Annotated in this window: 13 protein-coding genes; 9 read left to right on the top strand and 4 right to left on the bottom strand. The window is 51.3% G+C overall.

What is annotated here, in order from left to right:
- Window positions 1-96 precede the first annotated feature (96 nt).
- Window positions 97-837, top strand: a complete 741-nt coding sequence (locus NDI52_RS15825; protein ID WP_190770695.1) for a PspA/IM30 family protein — start codon at window positions 97-99, stop codon at window positions 835-837.
- A 45-nt stretch (window positions 838-882) separates the two neighbouring features.
- Here the strand turns inward: NDI52_RS15825 and NDI52_RS15820 are convergent, their stop codons facing one another.
- Both NDI52_RS15820 and trxA read right to left on the bottom strand, forming a co-directional pair.
- Window positions 883-1,074, bottom strand: coding sequence for a DUF2949 domain-containing protein (locus NDI52_RS15820; RefSeq protein WP_190770714.1), 192 nt, complete (start codon window positions 1,072-1,074; stop codon window positions 883-885).
- Window positions 1,075-1,618: 544 nt separating this feature from the next.
- Window positions 1,619-1,942 (bottom strand): thioredoxin, encoded by a 324-nt coding sequence (trxA, locus tag NDI52_RS15815; protein ID WP_190770694.1) that lies wholly within the window; start codon window positions 1,940-1,942, stop codon window positions 1,619-1,621.
- A gap of 396 nt (window positions 1,943-2,338) precedes the next feature.
- On the opposite strand from trxA, the gene fabG reads away from it, so the two are divergent.
- Window positions 2,339-3,094 carry a 3-oxoacyl-[acyl-carrier-protein] reductase gene (gene fabG / locus NDI52_RS15810; RefSeq protein ID WP_190770943.1) on the top strand — a complete coding sequence of 252 codons (756 nt, stop codon included), beginning with the start codon at window positions 2,339-2,341 and terminating at the stop codon, window positions 3,092-3,094.
- Between the two features lie 217 nt (window positions 3,095-3,311).
- Here the strand turns inward: fabG and NDI52_RS15805 are convergent, their stop codons facing one another.
- Window positions 3,312-3,944 (bottom strand): Crp/Fnr family transcriptional regulator, encoded by a 633-nt coding sequence (locus NDI52_RS15805; protein ID WP_190770944.1) that lies wholly within the window; start codon window positions 3,942-3,944, stop codon window positions 3,312-3,314.
- A 628-nt stretch (window positions 3,945-4,572) separates the two neighbouring features.
- On the opposite strand from NDI52_RS15805, the gene NDI52_RS15800 reads away from it, so the two are divergent.
- The 4 genes from NDI52_RS15800 (at window position 4,573) to NDI52_RS15785 (ending at window position 10,061) form a co-directional block, all read left to right on the top strand.
- Window positions 4,573-4,881: a DUF6679 family protein gene (locus NDI52_RS15800; RefSeq protein ID WP_190770951.1), complete on the top strand. Its 309-nt coding sequence runs from the start codon at window positions 4,573-4,575 to the stop codon at window positions 4,879-4,881.
- A gap of 471 nt (window positions 4,882-5,352) precedes the next feature.
- On the top strand, window positions 5,353-6,411 hold the full coding sequence (locus NDI52_RS15795; protein ID WP_190770945.1) for an MraY family glycosyltransferase: 1,059 nt from the start codon (window positions 5,353-5,355) through the stop codon (window positions 6,409-6,411).
- A gap of 80 nt (window positions 6,412-6,491) precedes the next feature.
- A complete protein-coding gene (locus NDI52_RS15790) occupies window positions 6,492-7,754 on the top strand; it encodes a competence/damage-inducible protein A (protein WP_190770946.1) in 1,263 nt (420 codons plus the stop codon).
- Window positions 7,755-8,060: 306 nt separating this feature from the next.
- On the top strand, window positions 8,061-10,061 hold the full coding sequence (locus NDI52_RS15785) for a DICT sensory domain-containing protein (protein WP_190770947.1): 2,001 nt from the start codon (window positions 8,061-8,063) through the stop codon (window positions 10,059-10,061).
- A 272-nt stretch (window positions 10,062-10,333) separates the two neighbouring features.
- On the opposite strand, the gene NDI52_RS15780 is transcribed toward NDI52_RS15785, so the two are convergent.
- On the bottom strand, window positions 10,334-11,218 hold the full coding sequence (locus NDI52_RS15780; protein WP_242035658.1) for a DUF1361 domain-containing protein: 885 nt from the start codon (window positions 11,216-11,218) through the stop codon (window positions 10,334-10,336).
- 365 nt (window positions 11,219-11,583) lie between these two features.
- Between NDI52_RS15780 and NDI52_RS15775 the strand changes: the two genes are divergently transcribed.
- From NDI52_RS15775 to NDI52_RS15765, 3 genes are all read left to right on the top strand, one after another.
- On the top strand, window positions 11,584-14,202 hold the full coding sequence (locus tag NDI52_RS15775; RefSeq protein WP_190770948.1) for a DNA polymerase III subunit alpha: 2,619 nt from the start codon (window positions 11,584-11,586) through the stop codon (window positions 14,200-14,202).
- A 446-nt stretch (window positions 14,203-14,648) separates the two neighbouring features.
- Complete coding sequence (locus NDI52_RS15770) at window positions 14,649-15,461, top strand: exosortase-dependent surface protein XDP2 (RefSeq protein WP_190770949.1); 813 nt, start codon at window positions 14,649-14,651, stop codon at window positions 15,459-15,461.
- 537 nt (window positions 15,462-15,998) lie between these two features.
- Window positions 15,999-16,898, top strand: coding sequence for an alpha/beta fold hydrolase (locus tag NDI52_RS15765; RefSeq protein ID WP_190770950.1), 900 nt, complete (start codon window positions 15,999-16,001; stop codon window positions 16,896-16,898).
- Window positions 16,899-17,116 lie beyond the last annotated feature (218 nt).

Raw genomic sequence — 17,116 nt, 5'->3', positions numbered from 1 at the left:
TGGGTACGTTAGGATGGGAGCAAGTATTAACTTTTCGATCGGTATTACTGAGCGAAAATTAATCCTGAATGGGGCATGTAGCAGGCGGAGCGTCGTATGGGACTATTGGATCGCATCGCACGGATTATTCGCGCCACGTTAGGCGGCTGGGTCAGTCAAGCTGAAGATCCAGAGAAGATCCTGGAGCAAACAGTGCTGGATATGCAGGAGGATCTGATTCGGTTGCGGCAAGCAGTAGCCCAGGCGATCGCCACCCAAAAGCGCACCGAACGTCAGCAAATCCAGGCAGAGTCTACCGCCAAGGAATGGTATCAGCGGGCACAACTGGCCTTACAGAAGGGCGAAGAAACCCTGGCTCGGGAAGCGTTGACGCGCCGCAAAACCTATCAGGATACGGCCACCGCTCTCAAAACCCAATTGGAGCAGCAAAATTCCATTGTCAACCAGATGAAACAAAACATGGTGACCTTGGAAGGAAAGCTGGCAGAGGCCAAGACCAAAAAAGATATGTATATCGCTCGGGCCCGCTCGGCAAAAGCTTCAGAGAAGCTGAACGAGATGTTGGGCAATTCGGGCATGAACAACAGCATTGCTGCCTTCGAGCGTATGGAGGAAAAGGTGCTGGAGTTGGAAGCCCGTTCGGAGGCGATCGCTGAGCTCAATTCTGACTCTTTAGAGTCCCGCTTTGCTTCCCTTGAGAGCGGCAATGTGGACGCGGAATTGGCTTCCATGAAGGCCCAATTGCTCGGAGGTTCTACCTCTGGCAGTCTTCCCGCTGCGGCTCCTGAAGATCCTGAACTCGCCAAATTGCGGATGCAAATTGAGGAAGGAGGTTGATAGTTCGGGTACATCTGCGCACACGTACCATCAACCAAACTGGGCTTAAGCGGTTTCTAACCAGTCATAAATTCGATCAAGCTGCTCTAAAGTGACCAGGCCATACTGCCACAGCACCATAGGGAGCGGGCCAGGATCTTGTTCACAGTGCCGCTGAGCGATCGAAATGGCGGCATCTGGTACACCCAGTTCTTCCCGCAGAAATTGAATGAGATGGGCATAGCTTGTTGGTGTCATCAGATGTCCCTCCCTAGTTCTCAGGGTGAGCAGGTCATTCAGTGGGGGTTGAATGGAATAAACGGGGGCTCTCCGCTGGCGAGCCCAGGATTGAGCGGTATTGCCATTTTGGATGAGACTTGCCGTTTCGTCCGGTAACAGGGCCACTTGTTGATCCGTCCTGGTAAGTCCTTCTGCACCTTTAGGAAAAAAGCGCTCTGGTACTGGGCTTGACCGTTAGGCCTTAGCGTGACGATCACCCAAATCAGGGGCAGAAGGGCTCAGTGTCATATCCCCAAGGCTATGCTTTAGGATAGCGAAACTTTCTTACACTGAACGGATCAAGCTCAGAGTAAGGGATTAGGGGTGTTACCCCTTCCGCGATCGCACGCTAGTTTTCAAGTAATTGGGAGAGAATTCAACCGCTTGCCCGTAGATTCCTCAGGTTGTGGGTCATAAAGCCCAATAAGACGAGCGTCTGATACATTTTGGTTACAGCGAAAAGAGAGCTTGGGGTTTACCTAAGCTCTCTTTTCGCTGTAACCAAAATAAACGGAAGTATAGGTCAGCTTGGCAGCCGTTGTTGAAGATGGGCAATCAACTGATGGGCCGGAACAACCCCCTCAATCCGGTCTACAGGCTTGCCCTGGCTAAATAGCACTAGGGTAGGCAGTGCATAGATATGGTAACGGGATGCTAACTCTGGGTACTTTTCCGTATCAATCTTGATGATCTTTATCTGAGACTTGAGGGATTGGTTAACCTCTTCTAGAATCTTGGCCATGAGCTGGCAAGGGCCACACCAGTTAGCGTAAAAATCCACAAGAACAGGCTGATCGGAATCGGTGATCAGCGACTCGAAACTAGAAAATTCTTGCTTGACCGCCATGCTAACCTCGCTAATTGTAAGGTCGTGTCTCCTATGGTAGGGCAGAAAAATTCGGCTGTGGGGGCGATCGTACCCAAATGGGTAGGGTTCTGTGAACCTATGCTTTAGGTTCTGCCTTAAAGCACGGCTTGGTCATACCGCGCTGTCAAAAACCTTTTACCGCCACAAAGCGACGGTAAAGGAGGCCTCTGCTTCTGAGGTTTGGAGAGAGGATGCCGTTGCCCTCGTTCAAAACATTAGAGGGATCCAAATGCCGTAAGATAGCGAAGGACGATTTTTGCTGGGATGTAGCCAAACCCTACGTTGCCGCTGCTCTTGCAGCCGTGGCTTGGGGTTCTCCAACGGCAATTTCCTGCAAGTCGACTGATCGTTGAGGTGATCCTGAGAGGTGTGTTGATGACCGAATCTGCGAAGCGATTGCAAGACCAGGTGGCCCTGGTAACCGGAGCATCCCGTGGCATCGGTCGGGCGATCGCCCTGGCCCTGGCGACGGAAGGGGCCAAAGTAGTGGTGAACTATGCCAGCTCTGCCACGGCAGCGGATGAACTCGTGGCTGAAATTGCGGGTATGGGGGGAGAGGCGATCGCCCTCAAAGCTGACGTTTCCAAGGCAGATCAGGTAGATGCCCTTGTCGCAGCCGTGATGGAGAAGTGGGGACGGGTGGATATCCTCGTCAACAACGCCGGAATTACCCGTGACACCCTGTTGCTGCGGATGAAGCCTGATGACTGGCAAGCCGTTATCGACCTCAACTTAACCGGCGTTTTCCTGTGCACCCGTGCCATTAGCAAAATTATGCTGAAACAGCGATCGGGGCGGATTATCAATATCAGCTCGGTTGTGGGAGAAATGGGCAACGCAGGCCAGGCCAATTATAGTGCGGCCAAGGCGGGGGTTATCGGTTTCACTAAAGCTGTGGCAAAAGAAGTTGCCAGCCGTGGTATCACCGTCAATGCAGTTGCGCCGGGTTTCATTGCGACAGACATGACCCATGGTCTCAACGGCGATGACATTCTGAAGATGATTCCCCTATCCAGGTTTGGGCAGCCCGAAGATGTGGCCGGGGTTGTGCGGTTTTTAGCGGCTGATGCGGCGGCCGCTTACATTACAGGGCAGACCATCAATGTTGATGGTGGTATGGTGATGGCCTAATACTTCAAGAAGTGCGCAGTACTTTGTACCGTGCACTTCCTTTTAAGGACAAGGGTGGAAGCTTTGCTTCCACCCTTGTCCTTAAAACTGTTGGGAAAATCTTTCAAGAGCAATCTTCCCAAACGGGCTCAGGGATTAGATTTCTTGTATGAATCGTTGCACGGCTTCGGTGGGCAACGATTCATACTCTCAAAAGCCGATTCATGCAGGAGGTCTATCAGCAAGTGGCGATGGGGGAGAGGATGATATGGCGATCGCAGTCAATACTCAGCCAACCCTCCTCCCGAAACTGACTAATCAGACGAGTGACGGTGACGCGAGTCGTGCCGATAGCACTGGCGAGCTGCTGATGGGTTAGCCTGACTCCCAGTCGGGTGCCTTCTCGTATCGTCTGCCCAATCTCCTGCTTGAGTAAAAGCAGGAGATGTCGCAGCCGGTCTTCCACGCGTCGATAGCCCACAATCGCCAGAATAGCCTCGGTTTGTCGAAGTCGTCGGGAGGTCTGTTGAAAAATGCCTTGGGTTAGTAGTGGTGACTGCTCAACCTCCACCCAGGTCAACCGCATTAGATCCACATCTGTCAGCCCTACCGCATGATATGGACGAATCAGCGTGAGCGGCAGACCAAAGGGCATTGAAGGGCAGGCTAAGCCTAGCAAAGACTCATCTCCCGTGTCGTAGAGTGTCCCTAACTGAACAACACCCCGACAAACGACCCAAATTTCATGTGGCGAGAGAGGAATGTCCTGGCCACTGCGGAAGGGGTGTAGTGTTCTCCCCTGATAGACCTGCTCCAATAAGTGACGCATATCGGTTTGAGGAGCGACTTCAAGGGGAAAAGGCTGTAGCATAACTCAACTCTGCCGTCTAGTATTGCCGCTTACAACAGTAAGTGTTTTACCTAAAGACCAGGTAATTAGAAGTTTCAGTTCAGGTTAAGGTTCTAAAGCTATGGATCTTCTGTGGCGCGGCAAGCTACGAGTATAAATTGCTGGAATTGTGTATCTATTCCGGCATAGTCACGGGCGGAATCGCTAAAATGGGGAGGTATCCATTGATCAAGCTACCCCTCCGACCAATCTCCATCATGTTTCTGCATTCTGGTCGGTATTTGTGCTTGAATGATGTCAAAAGGCCGAACATTTCCCAAAGTGATGCACTTTTTTGCAGAACATCCTGGAGCGTTAATGGATGGGATCACGCTTTTCTCGCATCGGGTACATTTGATTCAGAATCAAATCAGGGAATGCTGTCTATTGAGACTATGGACGATATGAGTAGACAGCCATTAAATCCTCCTGCCATGCCACCGGGCACTGCCTTCTTTCCCTGGGTCAAAAAAAATCTGGTGCTGATACGGTGGTGTGTAGATTTCCTTGATCTGTGGTTCCTCACTTCTACCAGGTATTTCCCTTCTATAGCTTAGGGGAGTCCCTGGTTTTTCCCGTTTTTGCATTGTCCGTTCAGGAGAAGCAACACATGCTACACCGCAAGATTTATCAATTCTGTTGTGACGGTCGCGAAGTCTGGATTTTCTTGCGGGACCAGCAGCGATGGTTAGAGCGAGCTCGGATCCTAGACATTGAGGGAGATCTGGTTACCGTTCGCTACGAAACCGAAGAGGAGGACGAAATTTGCTCCTGGGAGGAGATGATTCGTCTTGAGAGTATTGGTTCCGTCATGCAGAAATTGGCAACGGTGCCTCGCGGAGATGTAGAGCCTCTAGTTTCGGAGGATTGCCCCGAAGCTGAGCAGATCCGCAATCATCGCCCCGATGGCAACGACTAGAGTTTCTGTAAGAGAGGGTGGGGTGCTTCGCATCCGCCCTCTCTTTTTGCTTTGAGTTTATCTTTCCAGGAAAAAGGGTACCTTGCTACCACAGCAAGGTACCCTTTTTCTAAGAAGTTACAACGCGATGGTTGCTCCTGAGCCTTTCTGAAACCTTGGCAACGCCCGGTTAAAGGGTTGCCCTTGAGCTGTCAAGATTTTTTTACGTTTTCTGAAGGTGATGGAGATATACTAACTACCGTTCTAGATTTACAGCTCAGCTTCTCCTCTCCTTTGATCGCTTCTGTGTACCCTATCGGCCAGCTACGTGTGGCTTCACTACCCCGGGATGAACCCGGAAAAGTGAATTTCAAAAATTTTGCCTCAACAAGATCTTAAACTTGCGTCAAAATTACCCCGAGGCGATCGCTTTTCCTGGATTGATCTAAAGGATTACCATCAGCCCTTCCTTTCTAAACCCACCCCTTTCCGATGCAGCCTCATCATTATCATTTTTTGTACGATATCTTAGCGTTTCTGATGGCGGCGGCGGTTGTGCTCGTTAGTACACCGATCGTTAAAAAAATTGGTCTTTGGAGTGGTTACGTGGATCTGCCGGGTGGCCGTAAGGTTCACCAGGATCCTATCGTGCGGTTGGGGGGCGTATCTATCTTCCTGGGAACGGTTGTGGCGTTGCTGACCGTTTGGGGCATGGGTGGATTTGGCGTATTACCCCCTGATAAGGAGTATGAAATTTGGGGTGTCACCCTGGGTGGCCTCGCTTTCTTCCTGATTGGCCTGGCGGATGATCTGTTTGGGCTATCACCTTTTGTGCGGTTGGTGTTTCAGGTGGTGGTAGCGGCGATCGCCTGGTCCGCAGGGGTGCACATTGATTTCCTCACCATACCCTTCATGGGGCTGGTGCAACTGCCTGCAGCGATCAGCATGGTCATTACAGTGATTTGGCTGGTGGGAATGGCCAACGCGATTAACTGGATCGACGGTCTGGACGGTTTAGCGGCTGGAGTTTCAGGCATTGCTGCCGTTGTCATGCTCATTGTTTGCCTATTTATGAACCAGCCCGCAGCAGCACTGGTGGTGGCATCTCTGGCTGGGGCAGCCCTCGGTTTCCTGCGGTACAACTTTAATCCGGCCCAAATCTTTATGGGAGATGGAGGTGCGTACTTTATCGGCTTTACTCTAGCGGGTGTCGGTATTGTGGGGCTGGTTAAGAGTGTCACGACCGTAGCGGTATTGCTGCCCTATGTGATTTTGGCCGTTCCTATCCTTGATATGTCGGCGGTTATTTTAGACCGATTGCGCAACGGTAAGTCTCCATTTATTGCGGATAAGCGACACCTGCATCACCGTTTGTTAGAGGCAGGGCTCCCCCACCGGACGACCGTACTATTTATCTATTCCCTGACGTTTTGGGTTGGGAGTTTGGGGCTGGCGCTGTCAGGAATTCCCAGTGGTTTAGCCTATGCGATCGCTGGAACTGCCCTGCTGAGTTACGCGACCTGGAAAGCGCGCAAGCAGGTCCGCTCCTGAATTTTGCTCAATCTCAGTGGTAGATTGCATCCCATCTCGATTCCATCAGGTTGCGCTCAACTGTTTCAGACGAGGCCGCTATGACGACCGTTCCCTCCGGGGCAGAAGTAATTTGTGTAGGCACCGAGCTGCTCTTGGGTGATATCCTCAATTCGAACGCGCAGTTTCTCGCCCGAGAACTGGCCCAACTAGGGATTCCCCACTACTTCCAAACTGTCGTGGGGGACAATATGACCCGATTGCATCATGCGATCGAGGTCGCTTCCAAACGCTCCTCCATTCTGATTTTCACCGGTGGGTTGGGGCCAACCCCAGACGACCTGACGACAGAGGGCATCGCCACCTACTTTGACACCCCTCTGACCGAACGCTCTGAAGTCCTGGAAGATATTACCCGTAAGTATGCGGCTCGGGGGCGTGAGATGGCTCCCAGTAATCGGAAGCAGGCACTTCTTCCAGTGGGGGCGGATGTGCTACCTAATCCGCTCGGTACGGCTCCAGGCCTTTTGTGGGAACCCCAACCCAACCTTATCCTGATGACCTTCCCAGGGGTGCCGTCCGAGATGCATGCCATGTGGCAAACGACGGCAGTGCCCTTTCTCAAACAGCGTGGCTACGGTCAAACGCTCATCCACAGCCTTATGCTGCGGTTTTGGGGCATCGCGGAGGCCACTCTGGCTGAAAAGGTTGGTGAATTTTTAGAGTTGGAGAATCCCACCGTTGCCCCCTATGCCGGCCACGGAGAGGTGCGGCTACGGGTATCGGCTCGGGCTGCTTCAGAACCGGAGGCCGAGGCACTAATTGAGCCTGTCGCACAGCAGTTACAGGCGATCGCCGGTCTAGACTACTACGGTTCCGACGAAGATACCCTATCTTCTGTAGTAGGTCGCTTGCTACTGAAAGCAGGACAAACCCTGTCAGTTGCTGAATCCTGTACCGGAGGTGGATTGGGCCAGATGCTCACCGCTGTTTCAGGTAGCTCTGCTTACTTCCTGGGGGGTGTCATTTCCTACGACAATGCTGTCAAAGTAGGGCTGTTGGGTGTCTCTGAGGCTGACCTGGAAACTCATGGGGCTGTCAGTGATGCTGTAGCCCAACAAATGGCAGAAGGGGTGCGATCGCGCCTCAACACAACCTGGGGTTTAAGCATTACAGGTATAGCTGGGCCCGATGGCGGCACAGACGAGAAACCTGTGGGTTTGGTCTATATCGGTTTGGCTGGGCCTAGTGGGGTGAAGAGCGATCGCTTCCAGTTTGGTGCCCATCGCAAACGGGATTTTATTCGTCATCTGAGCTCTTGTACAGCCTTAGATTTGTTGCGACGAGAGTTATTAGAAAGCTAGGGCAGATTCCCTGTGTCTGGCTCAAGCGAGAAGGGGTTAGGAGATTTCTGCATAAGAATCTACCCAGGATGTTGGTGCTTTGCCCGCGAAGCGGGCAAAGCACCAACATCCTGGGGGTAATTTCATTGTTGGAAATCTCCTGAGGCCTGATTTGGGCATGTAGAACCAGGGTTTCACGGCTCCAAGTCTAACCTAAATAAGGAATACCCATTTTTAAAGAAACAACCGCGAGATTTTGCCTGAGAATGGGAGTGGGATATTGCGTCTGTACTGAAACCCCCGTTTGGATCCCTCATAACGCTTTTGATGAGTATCTCCTCCTCGGTTCTAGACGAGCTATTGCAGCGATCGCCTCACCTCCGTCCTCAGTTGTATTTCAAGTCTTCGCTGACGGCCCTCTCTCATGCGATGGAAGATCAGGTGTTGGCGGCTGCGGGGCACCCATTGGTGATTGCTAATTTCCAGCAAGAGCGATTTTATCGCCAGGAAGCCCATCGCTATCGCCGTATTGCCACCCTCAGCTCGCAGGTCTATGTTCTGGCGGCTCCAGAAACCAGCTTTACGGATGGCCCCCAGGACTATGAGCTCATCGCCTTTGAGCCCGATGACCAACTGACTCAGGAATGGCACCTAGTGGTCATTGGGTCTAACTATGCGGCCTGCCTCATCTGTCGAGAGCGATTTTATGCTCCGGATGGCCCGGAGGCGATGGATCAGAACCGACGTTTTGAGGGCGTATGGACGTTTGATCGACAAATCAGTTGTCAGGCTGCTGAAATTTTGCTGGAGCGAATCCAGGCGTATCGACCTGACCTTAAAGCTAAAATTGCTGACGCTAAAGACCAGCTGAGAGAAACGGCACCCCCAGCGGCAGAGGTTGCCGCGGATCCCTTTGTTCAACGGCTGATTACGCACCTCCAGGCGGGGCAATATAAGCTGTTAAAGGCTTATCGTTCCATGGCGAGTCAAGAGCGTCGGGAACGGTTGGTCAACTCTATTGTCATGGCCATTCGCGAGTCCCTTGATCCGGCAGAGATTTTTCGGGTAGGGGTACAGCAGTTGCAGCAAGCGATGGGCGTTTGTCGCTGTATTGTCTACCGCTGCAAAGCGAGTGATGCTACAGCCCAGATTCTCTATGAGGCTCGCCGCGAGGAGACTATTCCTTCCCTGCTTGGGCAAACCTGGCCGTTGCAGACAAATCCTCTTTTTCAGCAGGTGGCTCAGACACGACGAACGGTGGCGATCGCCAACACCATCGCGGATCCTGCTCTAGAACTTACTCCTCTGCAACCTACCCTGGAACAATGGCACATTTATTCCTGGCTGTTAGTGCCCGTGGTGTATCAGGGGCGGTTACTGGGTGTGGTGGAGCTACATCACTGTATGCCACAACCTCATGCCTGGTCTGAGGAAGAACAGAGTCTGGTGGAGGCAATTGCTAATCAATTGGGGGTCGCCCTGATCCAGGCGGAGTCTTATGCCAACTTAGGAGATTTGAACGAACAGTTAGAGGCTCTGGACCGAACACGTAGCAACCTGATTGCGATCACGGGCCACGAACTGCGTACGCCCCTCTCAACGATTCAGATCTGTTTGGAGAGCCTGGCGAGTGAGCCAGATATGCCCCTGGAGTTACGTCAGGTGATGCTTAATACGGCTCTGACCGATGCGGAGCGGATGCGCAAATTGGTGCAGGACTTCCTCACGCTGTCACGGTTAGAGAGTGGACGGGTCGAGTGGCACCTGGAACCTCTGGCCATTGGAGAATGCGTCAGCCTGGCTTTAAGTAGCATTAAGACCCGACAAAACGAACTGCAACTCCCCGAAATTAATGCGCAGGTATCAGAGGAATTGCCTCTGGTGCGAGCGGATGGGGAACGGCTAGTGGAGGTATTGTCCAAACTGCTCGATAATGCGTGCAAGTTTACAGAGCCTGAGGGAGAGGTGGTGATTGAGGCTCATCCGAATGGCGATCGCATGCTAGAAGTGACCATTACCGATACCGGGCGTGGCATTGAACCAACCCAATTGGAGGCCGTATTTGACCGCTTCTACCAGGAAGAGGGAGCACTTCGTCGTACGGCCAGCGGTACAGGGCTGGGTTTAGCGATTTGTCGCCAGATTATTCTGGCTATGGGAGGACGGATCTGGGCCGAATCGGATGGGCGCGATCGCGGCAGTCGCTTCCATTTCACTGTGCCGATTGCCAAAGAAAATGGTAGATCCTCCGCCCGCCCGTCGGAAACGGTTCCTACTGCTCCAAGCCGGAAGCGCCGTTCTGCAAAAGATGCTCCTAAAGCGAAATAACTCTACAAACCATTAAATATGTGGTTGTTTTGGGAGGGTACTAATGCCCCTCTCACAACAATCCCATATCTAAACAGCATTCAAATAGAGGAGGTGATAGGTGCCCTGCACCTATCACCTCCTCTATTTGAACGTCAGTTCAGGATAAGCCGAACCGCCCATTATTGCGTGCGCGTCGCGCACGCAATAATGGGCTTTTTCGAGTGCCGCGCTTCGCGCGGCACTCGAAAAAGCCCTTAACCCAAACTGAGGTTATTTGAATACCAATGAATTCACTCCAACACATGTATACCCTTGCGGGCATAGCGAATGCGTAATCTGAGTCCTAAAGTAATTTGCTTCATAATCCAATAGAGAACCGTCAAAATTCCAAAGGTAACGATTATGACGGCGACGGGTCTACGAGCTGTCAAGGTGTTGACCGCCACTACTAAAACGCTACCTGGATCGACAACCAAATCCCAACTATTCAGCCGAATGAAACGGCCTAAGAAGATACCGATCGCGCTCATGCTATGCATGATGAGCTCTGCCGGTACAATCCAGCGTTCTGCCCCCCGCTGCTTCAAATAATAGCCCTGGTTGAGAAGCGAAATGACGTAGGCTTCAAAGCCTAACAGAATAGCGGTGGCATGAAGTGGAATAAAAACAATGGCAATGACCCAGACAGGAATTTGCCCAGAACTTGTGCCTCGAATCAGGTGGATAACATCGGTCAATAGGTAAGGTGCATTAGGTAGAAAGGCAATAAATGCCACTAGACCCATCCACCAAAGGAATGTCCGAAAGCTGCGCTGCCGTTTGTATAGCCAAATGCTCAGCATCGAAGCGATGATACACAGGGAAAATAGCCAAAAGACTGTAACTTGAGCTGAGAATTCACCCGCCAGTACCGACTGTGTGACATTACCCACGGCTCTCACAATATGGCGGTAACGGGGAAAAAAACCAATCGCTCCAATAAAGCCGACTATTCCACAGAAACCCCATAACCAGGGCTGAGCAATGGCTTTGCGACGAAACAGCAAAAAGCTAAGAACGAGAGGAATAAACGCGAGAAATAAGTTCCACCAAATCCAACCGCTGTAAACGTTATTGAAGGCGGCCAGCACATCTATTAGTCGCGATCGCATAGGTACAGCATCCGGTTGAATCAAACTACTACCCAGGTTAACCTTCCTGCCGGGAAGAAAGGATTCCTGAGATTTGTCAGGATTTGTGAATTGATTTAACCTGAGTTCGGGTTATGGGCGTCGAGTGTCGCGTGAATCTGCCATATGTAATGCCACTTCTCACTAGCTAGCAGATTCATAAAGGCGTTGCCTTCGGCCTTACTAATATCCTAATAACTTGATACATTAGTACTGTATAAACATGAATTTTAGTAATAAGAAGAAACGTTTTACTGGGGAATTTTGATAGCCCTAAATATGGAGCCAGTTTTCTAAGAAAAACCGAAAAGAGTCTAGATATAGTAGCTAGAATCGGTTACTCTTAGCTCATTCCTGTTGGGCGTTGGTTTATGTCGTTTGTTGGCCTGCATGTTCACAGTAGCTACAGCTTGCTCGATGGAGCCAGTCAGTTGCCAGCTCTGGTGAAACAGGCTGAGGAATTAGGGATGCCTGCGATCGCCCTCACCGATCACGGCGTGATGTATGGGGCGATCGAGCTGCTGAAGGTTTGCAAGAACAACGGCAACGTCAAGCCCATCATTGGCAATGAGATGTACGTCATCAATGGCGACATCACCAAGCAGGAGCGCCGCCCCCGTTACCACCAAGTGGTGCTGGCGAAGAATACCCAGGGCTATAAGAATCTGGTTAAACTGACGACCCTCTCCCATCTACAGGGGGTTCAGGGGAAAGGGATCTTCTCGCGCCCTTGTATTAATAAGGACTTGCTGGAGCAGTACAAGGAAGGCTTAATCGTCACCAGTGCGTGTCTGGGCGGCGAGATCCCTCAAGCCATCATGCAGGGTCGCCCGGAGATTGCCCGGAGGGTGGCAACCTGGTACAAAGAGCAGTTTGGCGACGACTTCTACCTGGAATTGCAAGATCACGGTTCTCCCGAAGATCGGATCGTGAATGTAGAAATCGTTCGCATCTCGGAAGAGTTAGACATCAAATATATCTGTACTAACGATTCCCACTACATCTCCTGCTTCGACGTAGAGGCCCACGACGCGCTTCTCTGTATCCAGACAGGTAAGTTGATTTCTGAGGATAAGCGGCTGCGCTACAGCGGTACGGAGTATCTGAAATCTGCCGATGAGATGCGGAAGTTATTCCGGGATCACTTGACTGAGGATGTGGTTGAGCGGGCGATCGCCACCACCCTTGAAGTTGCTGAAAAAGTCGAAGGCTACGATATCCTCGGCTCGCCCCGTCTCCCCAACTATCCCATCCCCGAAGGCTACACTCCCGAAACCTACGTCACGAAGATTGCTCGCGAAGGTTTGGTGGAGCGATTGGGGTTGAGCAGTCTGGAGGAGGTGTCGGAGGAGTATCGCGATCGCCTTGAATTTGAACTAGATGTTATCCACCAGATGGGCTTCTCCACATACTTCCTGGTGGTGTGGGACTATATCAAGTTTGCGCGAGATCAGGGCATTCCTGTGGGGCCAGGTCGGGGTTCGGCGGCGGGCTCCCTGGTGGCGTACTGTATGCGGATCACCAACATCGACCCGGTACATCATGGCTTGCTGTTTGAGCGGTTCCTCAATCCCGAGCGGAAGTCCATGCCAGATATTGATACAGACTTCTGCATCGATCGCCGTGACGAGGTGATCAAATATGTGACGGAGAAATACGGCAAGGATCACGTCGCCCAGATCATCACCTTCAACCGCATGACCTCCAAAGCGGTTCTGAAGGACGTGGCCCGTGTGCTGAATATTCCCTACGGGGAATCTGATCGTATGGCGAAGATGATTCCCGTCATGCGAGGCAAACCCGCCAAACTCAGCAAGATGATCTCGGATGAGACAGCCGCTCCCGAGTTCAAAGAGAAGTACGACTCTGACCAACCCATCCCCAATACCGATCCCCCTGTCACCTATCGCCGCTGGATCGACATGGCCATGCGGATTGAGGGAACAAACAAGACCTATGGGGTTCATGCGGCAGGCGTTGTGATTTCTGACACGCCCCTGGATGAAGCTGTACCCCTGCAATACAACGATAAGGGCTCAGTGATCACCCAGTACTTCATGGAAGACATCGACGCCATGGGTCTGCTGAAGATGGACTTCCTGGGCCTCAAGAACCTCACCATGATTCAGAAAGCGGTCGAGCTGATCGAGCGTTACCACAACAAGACTATCGATCTCGATCGCCTTCCCCTGGATGATCCTGAATCTTACAAGCTGCTGGAGAAGGGCTGGCTAGAAGGCATCTTCCAATTGGAATCTTCGGGGATGCGCCAAATTGTGCGCGATCTGAAGCCATCCGGTCTGGAGGATATTTCATCCGTTCTCGCCCTCTACCGTCCCGGTCCGTTGGATGCGGGCCTAATTCCCAAGTTCATCAACCGGAAGCATGGTCGAGAGCAGATTGACTACGCCGCTGAGGTGCTGGAACCGATTCTGCGAGAAACTTACGGCATCATGGTCTACCAGGAGCAGATCATGAAAATTGCCCAGGATATGGCGGGCTATACCCTGGGACAGGCTGACCTGCTGCGGCGAGCGATGGGTAAGAAGAAAGTTTCAGAAATGCAAAAGCACCAGGCTCAATTTGTTGGAGGGGCTCAGGAGCGAGGCATTGAGGAAAAGGTAGCCGCAGAACTTTGGGATCAGATGGTGCTGTTCGCGGAGTACTGCCTTAGCTACGAAACCCCAGTTTTGACAGTAGAGTATGGCCCCATACCCATCGGCGAAATTGTCGAACGTGGCCTGAAATGCTCCGTTTACAGCATGAATGATGAGGGCTTGATCTATACGCAACCGATCGCCCAATGGCATCTCCGTGGTCTCCAATCGGTGTACGAATATCAACTGGATGATGGCACCATCATTCGCGCAACTGCTGACCACCAATTCATGACAACGGATGGTCAAATGATGGCGATCGACGACATTTTTGAGCAGGGTTTGGAGTTGTTGAAGTGCCCTGTTGGTGGGCGTCAGCCTACTCTGGCCTAGACCCAGGCTAGTTTCATTGTGGCAATAGTTTTGCTCTGCATTACTGTTTAGAATTTGCAGAGAAAATTTGAGATGGGAAATGTTATGGGGAAGTACGGTTGCTGCAAGCTATGGGGCGATCGCAAAACCTATCTCGTTACACTTTATCCGTGAAATTACAAGCATCTATTTTTTGCTACTTCATTGCGTTATTAAAAATGCCAAAACCCTTGTCTGACCTATGTTCAGCTCATTTTTGGATATTATTTAGCGGTAATCTTTAACAATCAATTGGGCCTTATTGAAGAGGCAGTAAAATCAATAGATTTTCTAGAGACATCTATTTTGGGTTTGCTTAGGATAGCAGTGTTGAGGTTGAAGTGCTTCAGACGGTTCATCTACCACGAACCTTGCCACAAACCGACACCAAACCACACTATTCAGGCACCTCTTTTAGAGACATTATTATGCTGAGAATCAAACAACTGCTGACAGTTATGAGTCTCGCTGCCGGAAGCGCTTTGGCGATGGGAACAGCACCGGCTCAAGCTTTAGGCTTTTCGTTTTCCCCGTTCCAGTTCAGCACTCAATGGCAAGGCTCTGCTCCTACAGGTGATGTGATGCTGAAATCCATCACAACCGGTGGTAAAACCACCAGTGATTTCTACACAGTGACCGGGGCAAATATTCTGCAGAATGATGCCCGCGTTCCTGGCGTCAGTGATTCAGGTGCAGCCAGCTCTGACCGGGGTGACGCCGTGACCAATTACGGAACTGTTCAAGAAGATGCATCCAATGCCAGCATCGTCTCCAGCCTGGGCAACCTGAACTTGAACAGCATCATCGACACCGAAGATCGAGGTGGCTTCACCATCGATGTCACCTTCGGGAAAGCCATGAATGAGTTTCTGTTCTGGGAGCGTGGTATGAACAGTGCTCTGAAAGTGCAGGCTATAGGTGAAGGTGATACTGTCCTGGCTGAGTACTTACTAAACAGCCGTCCTGGTCAAGGCTTCAATTTCGCGGGCTTTGGTATCAACACGACTGAAATCAACGAAGTGCAAGCCGTTGGTTCTCTGGGGCTTAAGCTGGCGGGTGGTTACACCAATCGTCTCCGCCTGACGAGCGTTAAGAATAGCAGCCTTTACAATGGCCCTGACTTCAAGGTAGTTGGTGCGAATCCTGTACCCGAACCCATGACGATTGTTGGTACAGCCATGGCAGCTAGCGCGTTCGCCGCTGCTCGTCGTAAGCGCAAAGCCGCTGCAGAGCAAGCATAAACATAAAACGAATACCTAACGAGGTGGGTGAGGGCTTTGCCCTCACCCACCTCGTTGCATAAATCCTCTGGGTTTATCAAGAACGGTGCTTTAAAATCTGGTTGTTTTTGTGAGAGCTTCGCTCCGCAAGGCTCTCACAAAAACAACCGTGGCTGATTCAATCACAAAGTGCTGTAAAAGGCTGCTTCCAATGGTCCTCATACGCATAGCGCGTGAAGAGTCATTTGGAACGATCTCTAGCGCTTTAAGGAAACCCTAAATCATTTATGAGATGAGTTGTAAGAAAGGATGTGGGCTTCGGCCGCACCCTTTCTTACAACTCGTTTGGTATTGCCATATAGCACTCAGCCCTATAAGAAAAGACCCCTTAAATCCTATGTCTTGGAGGTCGTTAAACCTTTAATTCCAGAGGCATGCTTTAGCCTTCCATCACCCCCGTTGGCGAGTCTGCAAAGCGCTTGGGGAAGAAAATTGGAGAGGCAACTTTGAAGAAATAGGGACGCTATACTGAATTTAATACTTCTTTACATATGGGTTATGCAAACGGCGATCGCTCCCATCCACGGCAAAACCTGGGAATGGCAGGGACATTCCATCTACTACGTTCAGGCTGGAGAAGCTCGGAGCGATCGCCCGCCGCTGTTGCTTGTGCATGGGTTTGGTGCTTCCACCGACCACTGGCGCAAAAATATTGCAGGGTTACAGTCCGATTTTCAGGTTTGGGCCATTGATATGTTGGGGTTTGGGCGTTCAGCCAAGCCTGCTTTGGAGTACAGTGGCAACCTCTGGCGTGACCAACTCCATGACTTTATTACCCAGGTTATTGGGCAACCGGTAGTGCTGGCTGGGAACTCTCTTGGAGGCTATGCTGCCCTGTGTGTAGCCGCTCAACGGCCTGAGTCGGCAGCCGGTCTAGTTCTGCTGAACTGTGCTGGCCCGTTTACAGAGCCTGAGCCCCAGAGGCCTCCTCACCCCTTGCAGCAAACCTTTGGGCAGGTAGCGCGATCGCTTCTGTTACAACCGTTGCCTAGCTTCCTTTTGTTCCAATATGTCCGCCGTAAATCGGTTATCCGGAGTACTCTCGAAAAAGTCTATTTAGATAAAAGTGTCATTACCGATGAATTGATAGACGATATTTATCGTCCCTCTTGTGATCCGGGTGCTCCCCAGGTGTTTGCTTCAGTATTTAAGTCACCTCAGGGAGAGCGCAATGACGTTTTGCTGAGCCAAATGCAATGCCCGTTGCTCATGTTATGGGGTGATGCGGATCCGTGGATGAACTCGCGAACCCGAGGGGCCAAGTTCCGCCAATATTATCCGAATTTGACGGAGCATTACCTGCATGCAGGGCACTGTCCCCATGATGAAGTTCCGGGCCAGGTCAACGGCCTGCTACGTGAATGGATGTTGAATACGGTTGTGCCCGGGTTACAGTAATTCGTACAGACCCCATGAGTTTCTGAAATCTGTATGAATGGTTTAGACCATTTTTGGGTCTATTAATATGACATTTGATTAAATAGCCGTGAGCTAACTCTACTTATACCGTTTTAATATGAAGCTGCGCCAAATAGGGCTTCGAGAATGAAATCGTAGGACGTCAATGACGCAACCCTTTCAGGGGAAATCTTGTCGAGTTCCGAGGTCAGGAGTTT

The sequence above is a fragment of the Leptolyngbya sp. PL-A3 genome, assembly GCF_039962325.1.
GTDB lineage: Bacteria > Cyanobacteriota > Cyanobacteriia > Elainellales > Elainellaceae > Vacuolonema.
This window is presented reverse-complemented; position numbering and strand designations above follow the sequence as displayed.

Excerpts from the sequence above, each read along its gene's own strand:
- NDI52_RS15825 (WP_190770695.1), top strand. The coding sequence starts at position 97 with ATGGGACTATTGGATCGCATCGCACGGATTATTCGCGCCACGTTAGGC.
- NDI52_RS15820 (WP_190770714.1), bottom strand. The coding sequence starts at position 1,074 with ATGACACCAACAAGCTATGCCCATCTCATTCAATTTCTGCGGGAAGAA.
- trxA (WP_190770694.1), bottom strand. The coding sequence starts at position 1,942 with ATGGCGGTCAAGCAAGAATTTTCTAGTTTCGAGTCGCTGATCACCGAT.
- fabG (WP_190770943.1), top strand. The coding sequence starts at position 2,339 with ATGACCGAATCTGCGAAGCGATTGCAAGACCAGGTGGCCCTGGTAACC.
- NDI52_RS15805 (WP_190770944.1), bottom strand. The coding sequence starts at position 3,944 with ATGCTACAGCCTTTTCCCCTTGAAGTCGCTCCTCAAACCGATATGCGT.
- NDI52_RS15800 (WP_190770951.1), top strand. The coding sequence starts at position 4,573 with ATGCTACACCGCAAGATTTATCAATTCTGTTGTGACGGTCGCGAAGTC.
- NDI52_RS15795 (WP_190770945.1), top strand. The coding sequence starts at position 5,353 with ATGCAGCCTCATCATTATCATTTTTTGTACGATATCTTAGCGTTTCTG.
- NDI52_RS15790 (WP_190770946.1), top strand. The coding sequence starts at position 6,492 with ATGACGACCGTTCCCTCCGGGGCAGAAGTAATTTGTGTAGGCACCGAG.
- NDI52_RS15785 (WP_190770947.1), top strand. The coding sequence starts at position 8,061 with ATGAGTATCTCCTCCTCGGTTCTAGACGAGCTATTGCAGCGATCGCCT.
- NDI52_RS15775 (WP_190770948.1), top strand. The coding sequence starts at position 11,584 with ATGTCGTTTGTTGGCCTGCATGTTCACAGTAGCTACAGCTTGCTCGAT.
- NDI52_RS15770 (WP_190770949.1), top strand. The coding sequence starts at position 14,649 with ATGCTGAGAATCAAACAACTGCTGACAGTTATGAGTCTCGCTGCCGGA.
- NDI52_RS15765 (WP_190770950.1), top strand. The coding sequence starts at position 15,999 with ATGCAAACGGCGATCGCTCCCATCCACGGCAAAACCTGGGAATGGCAG.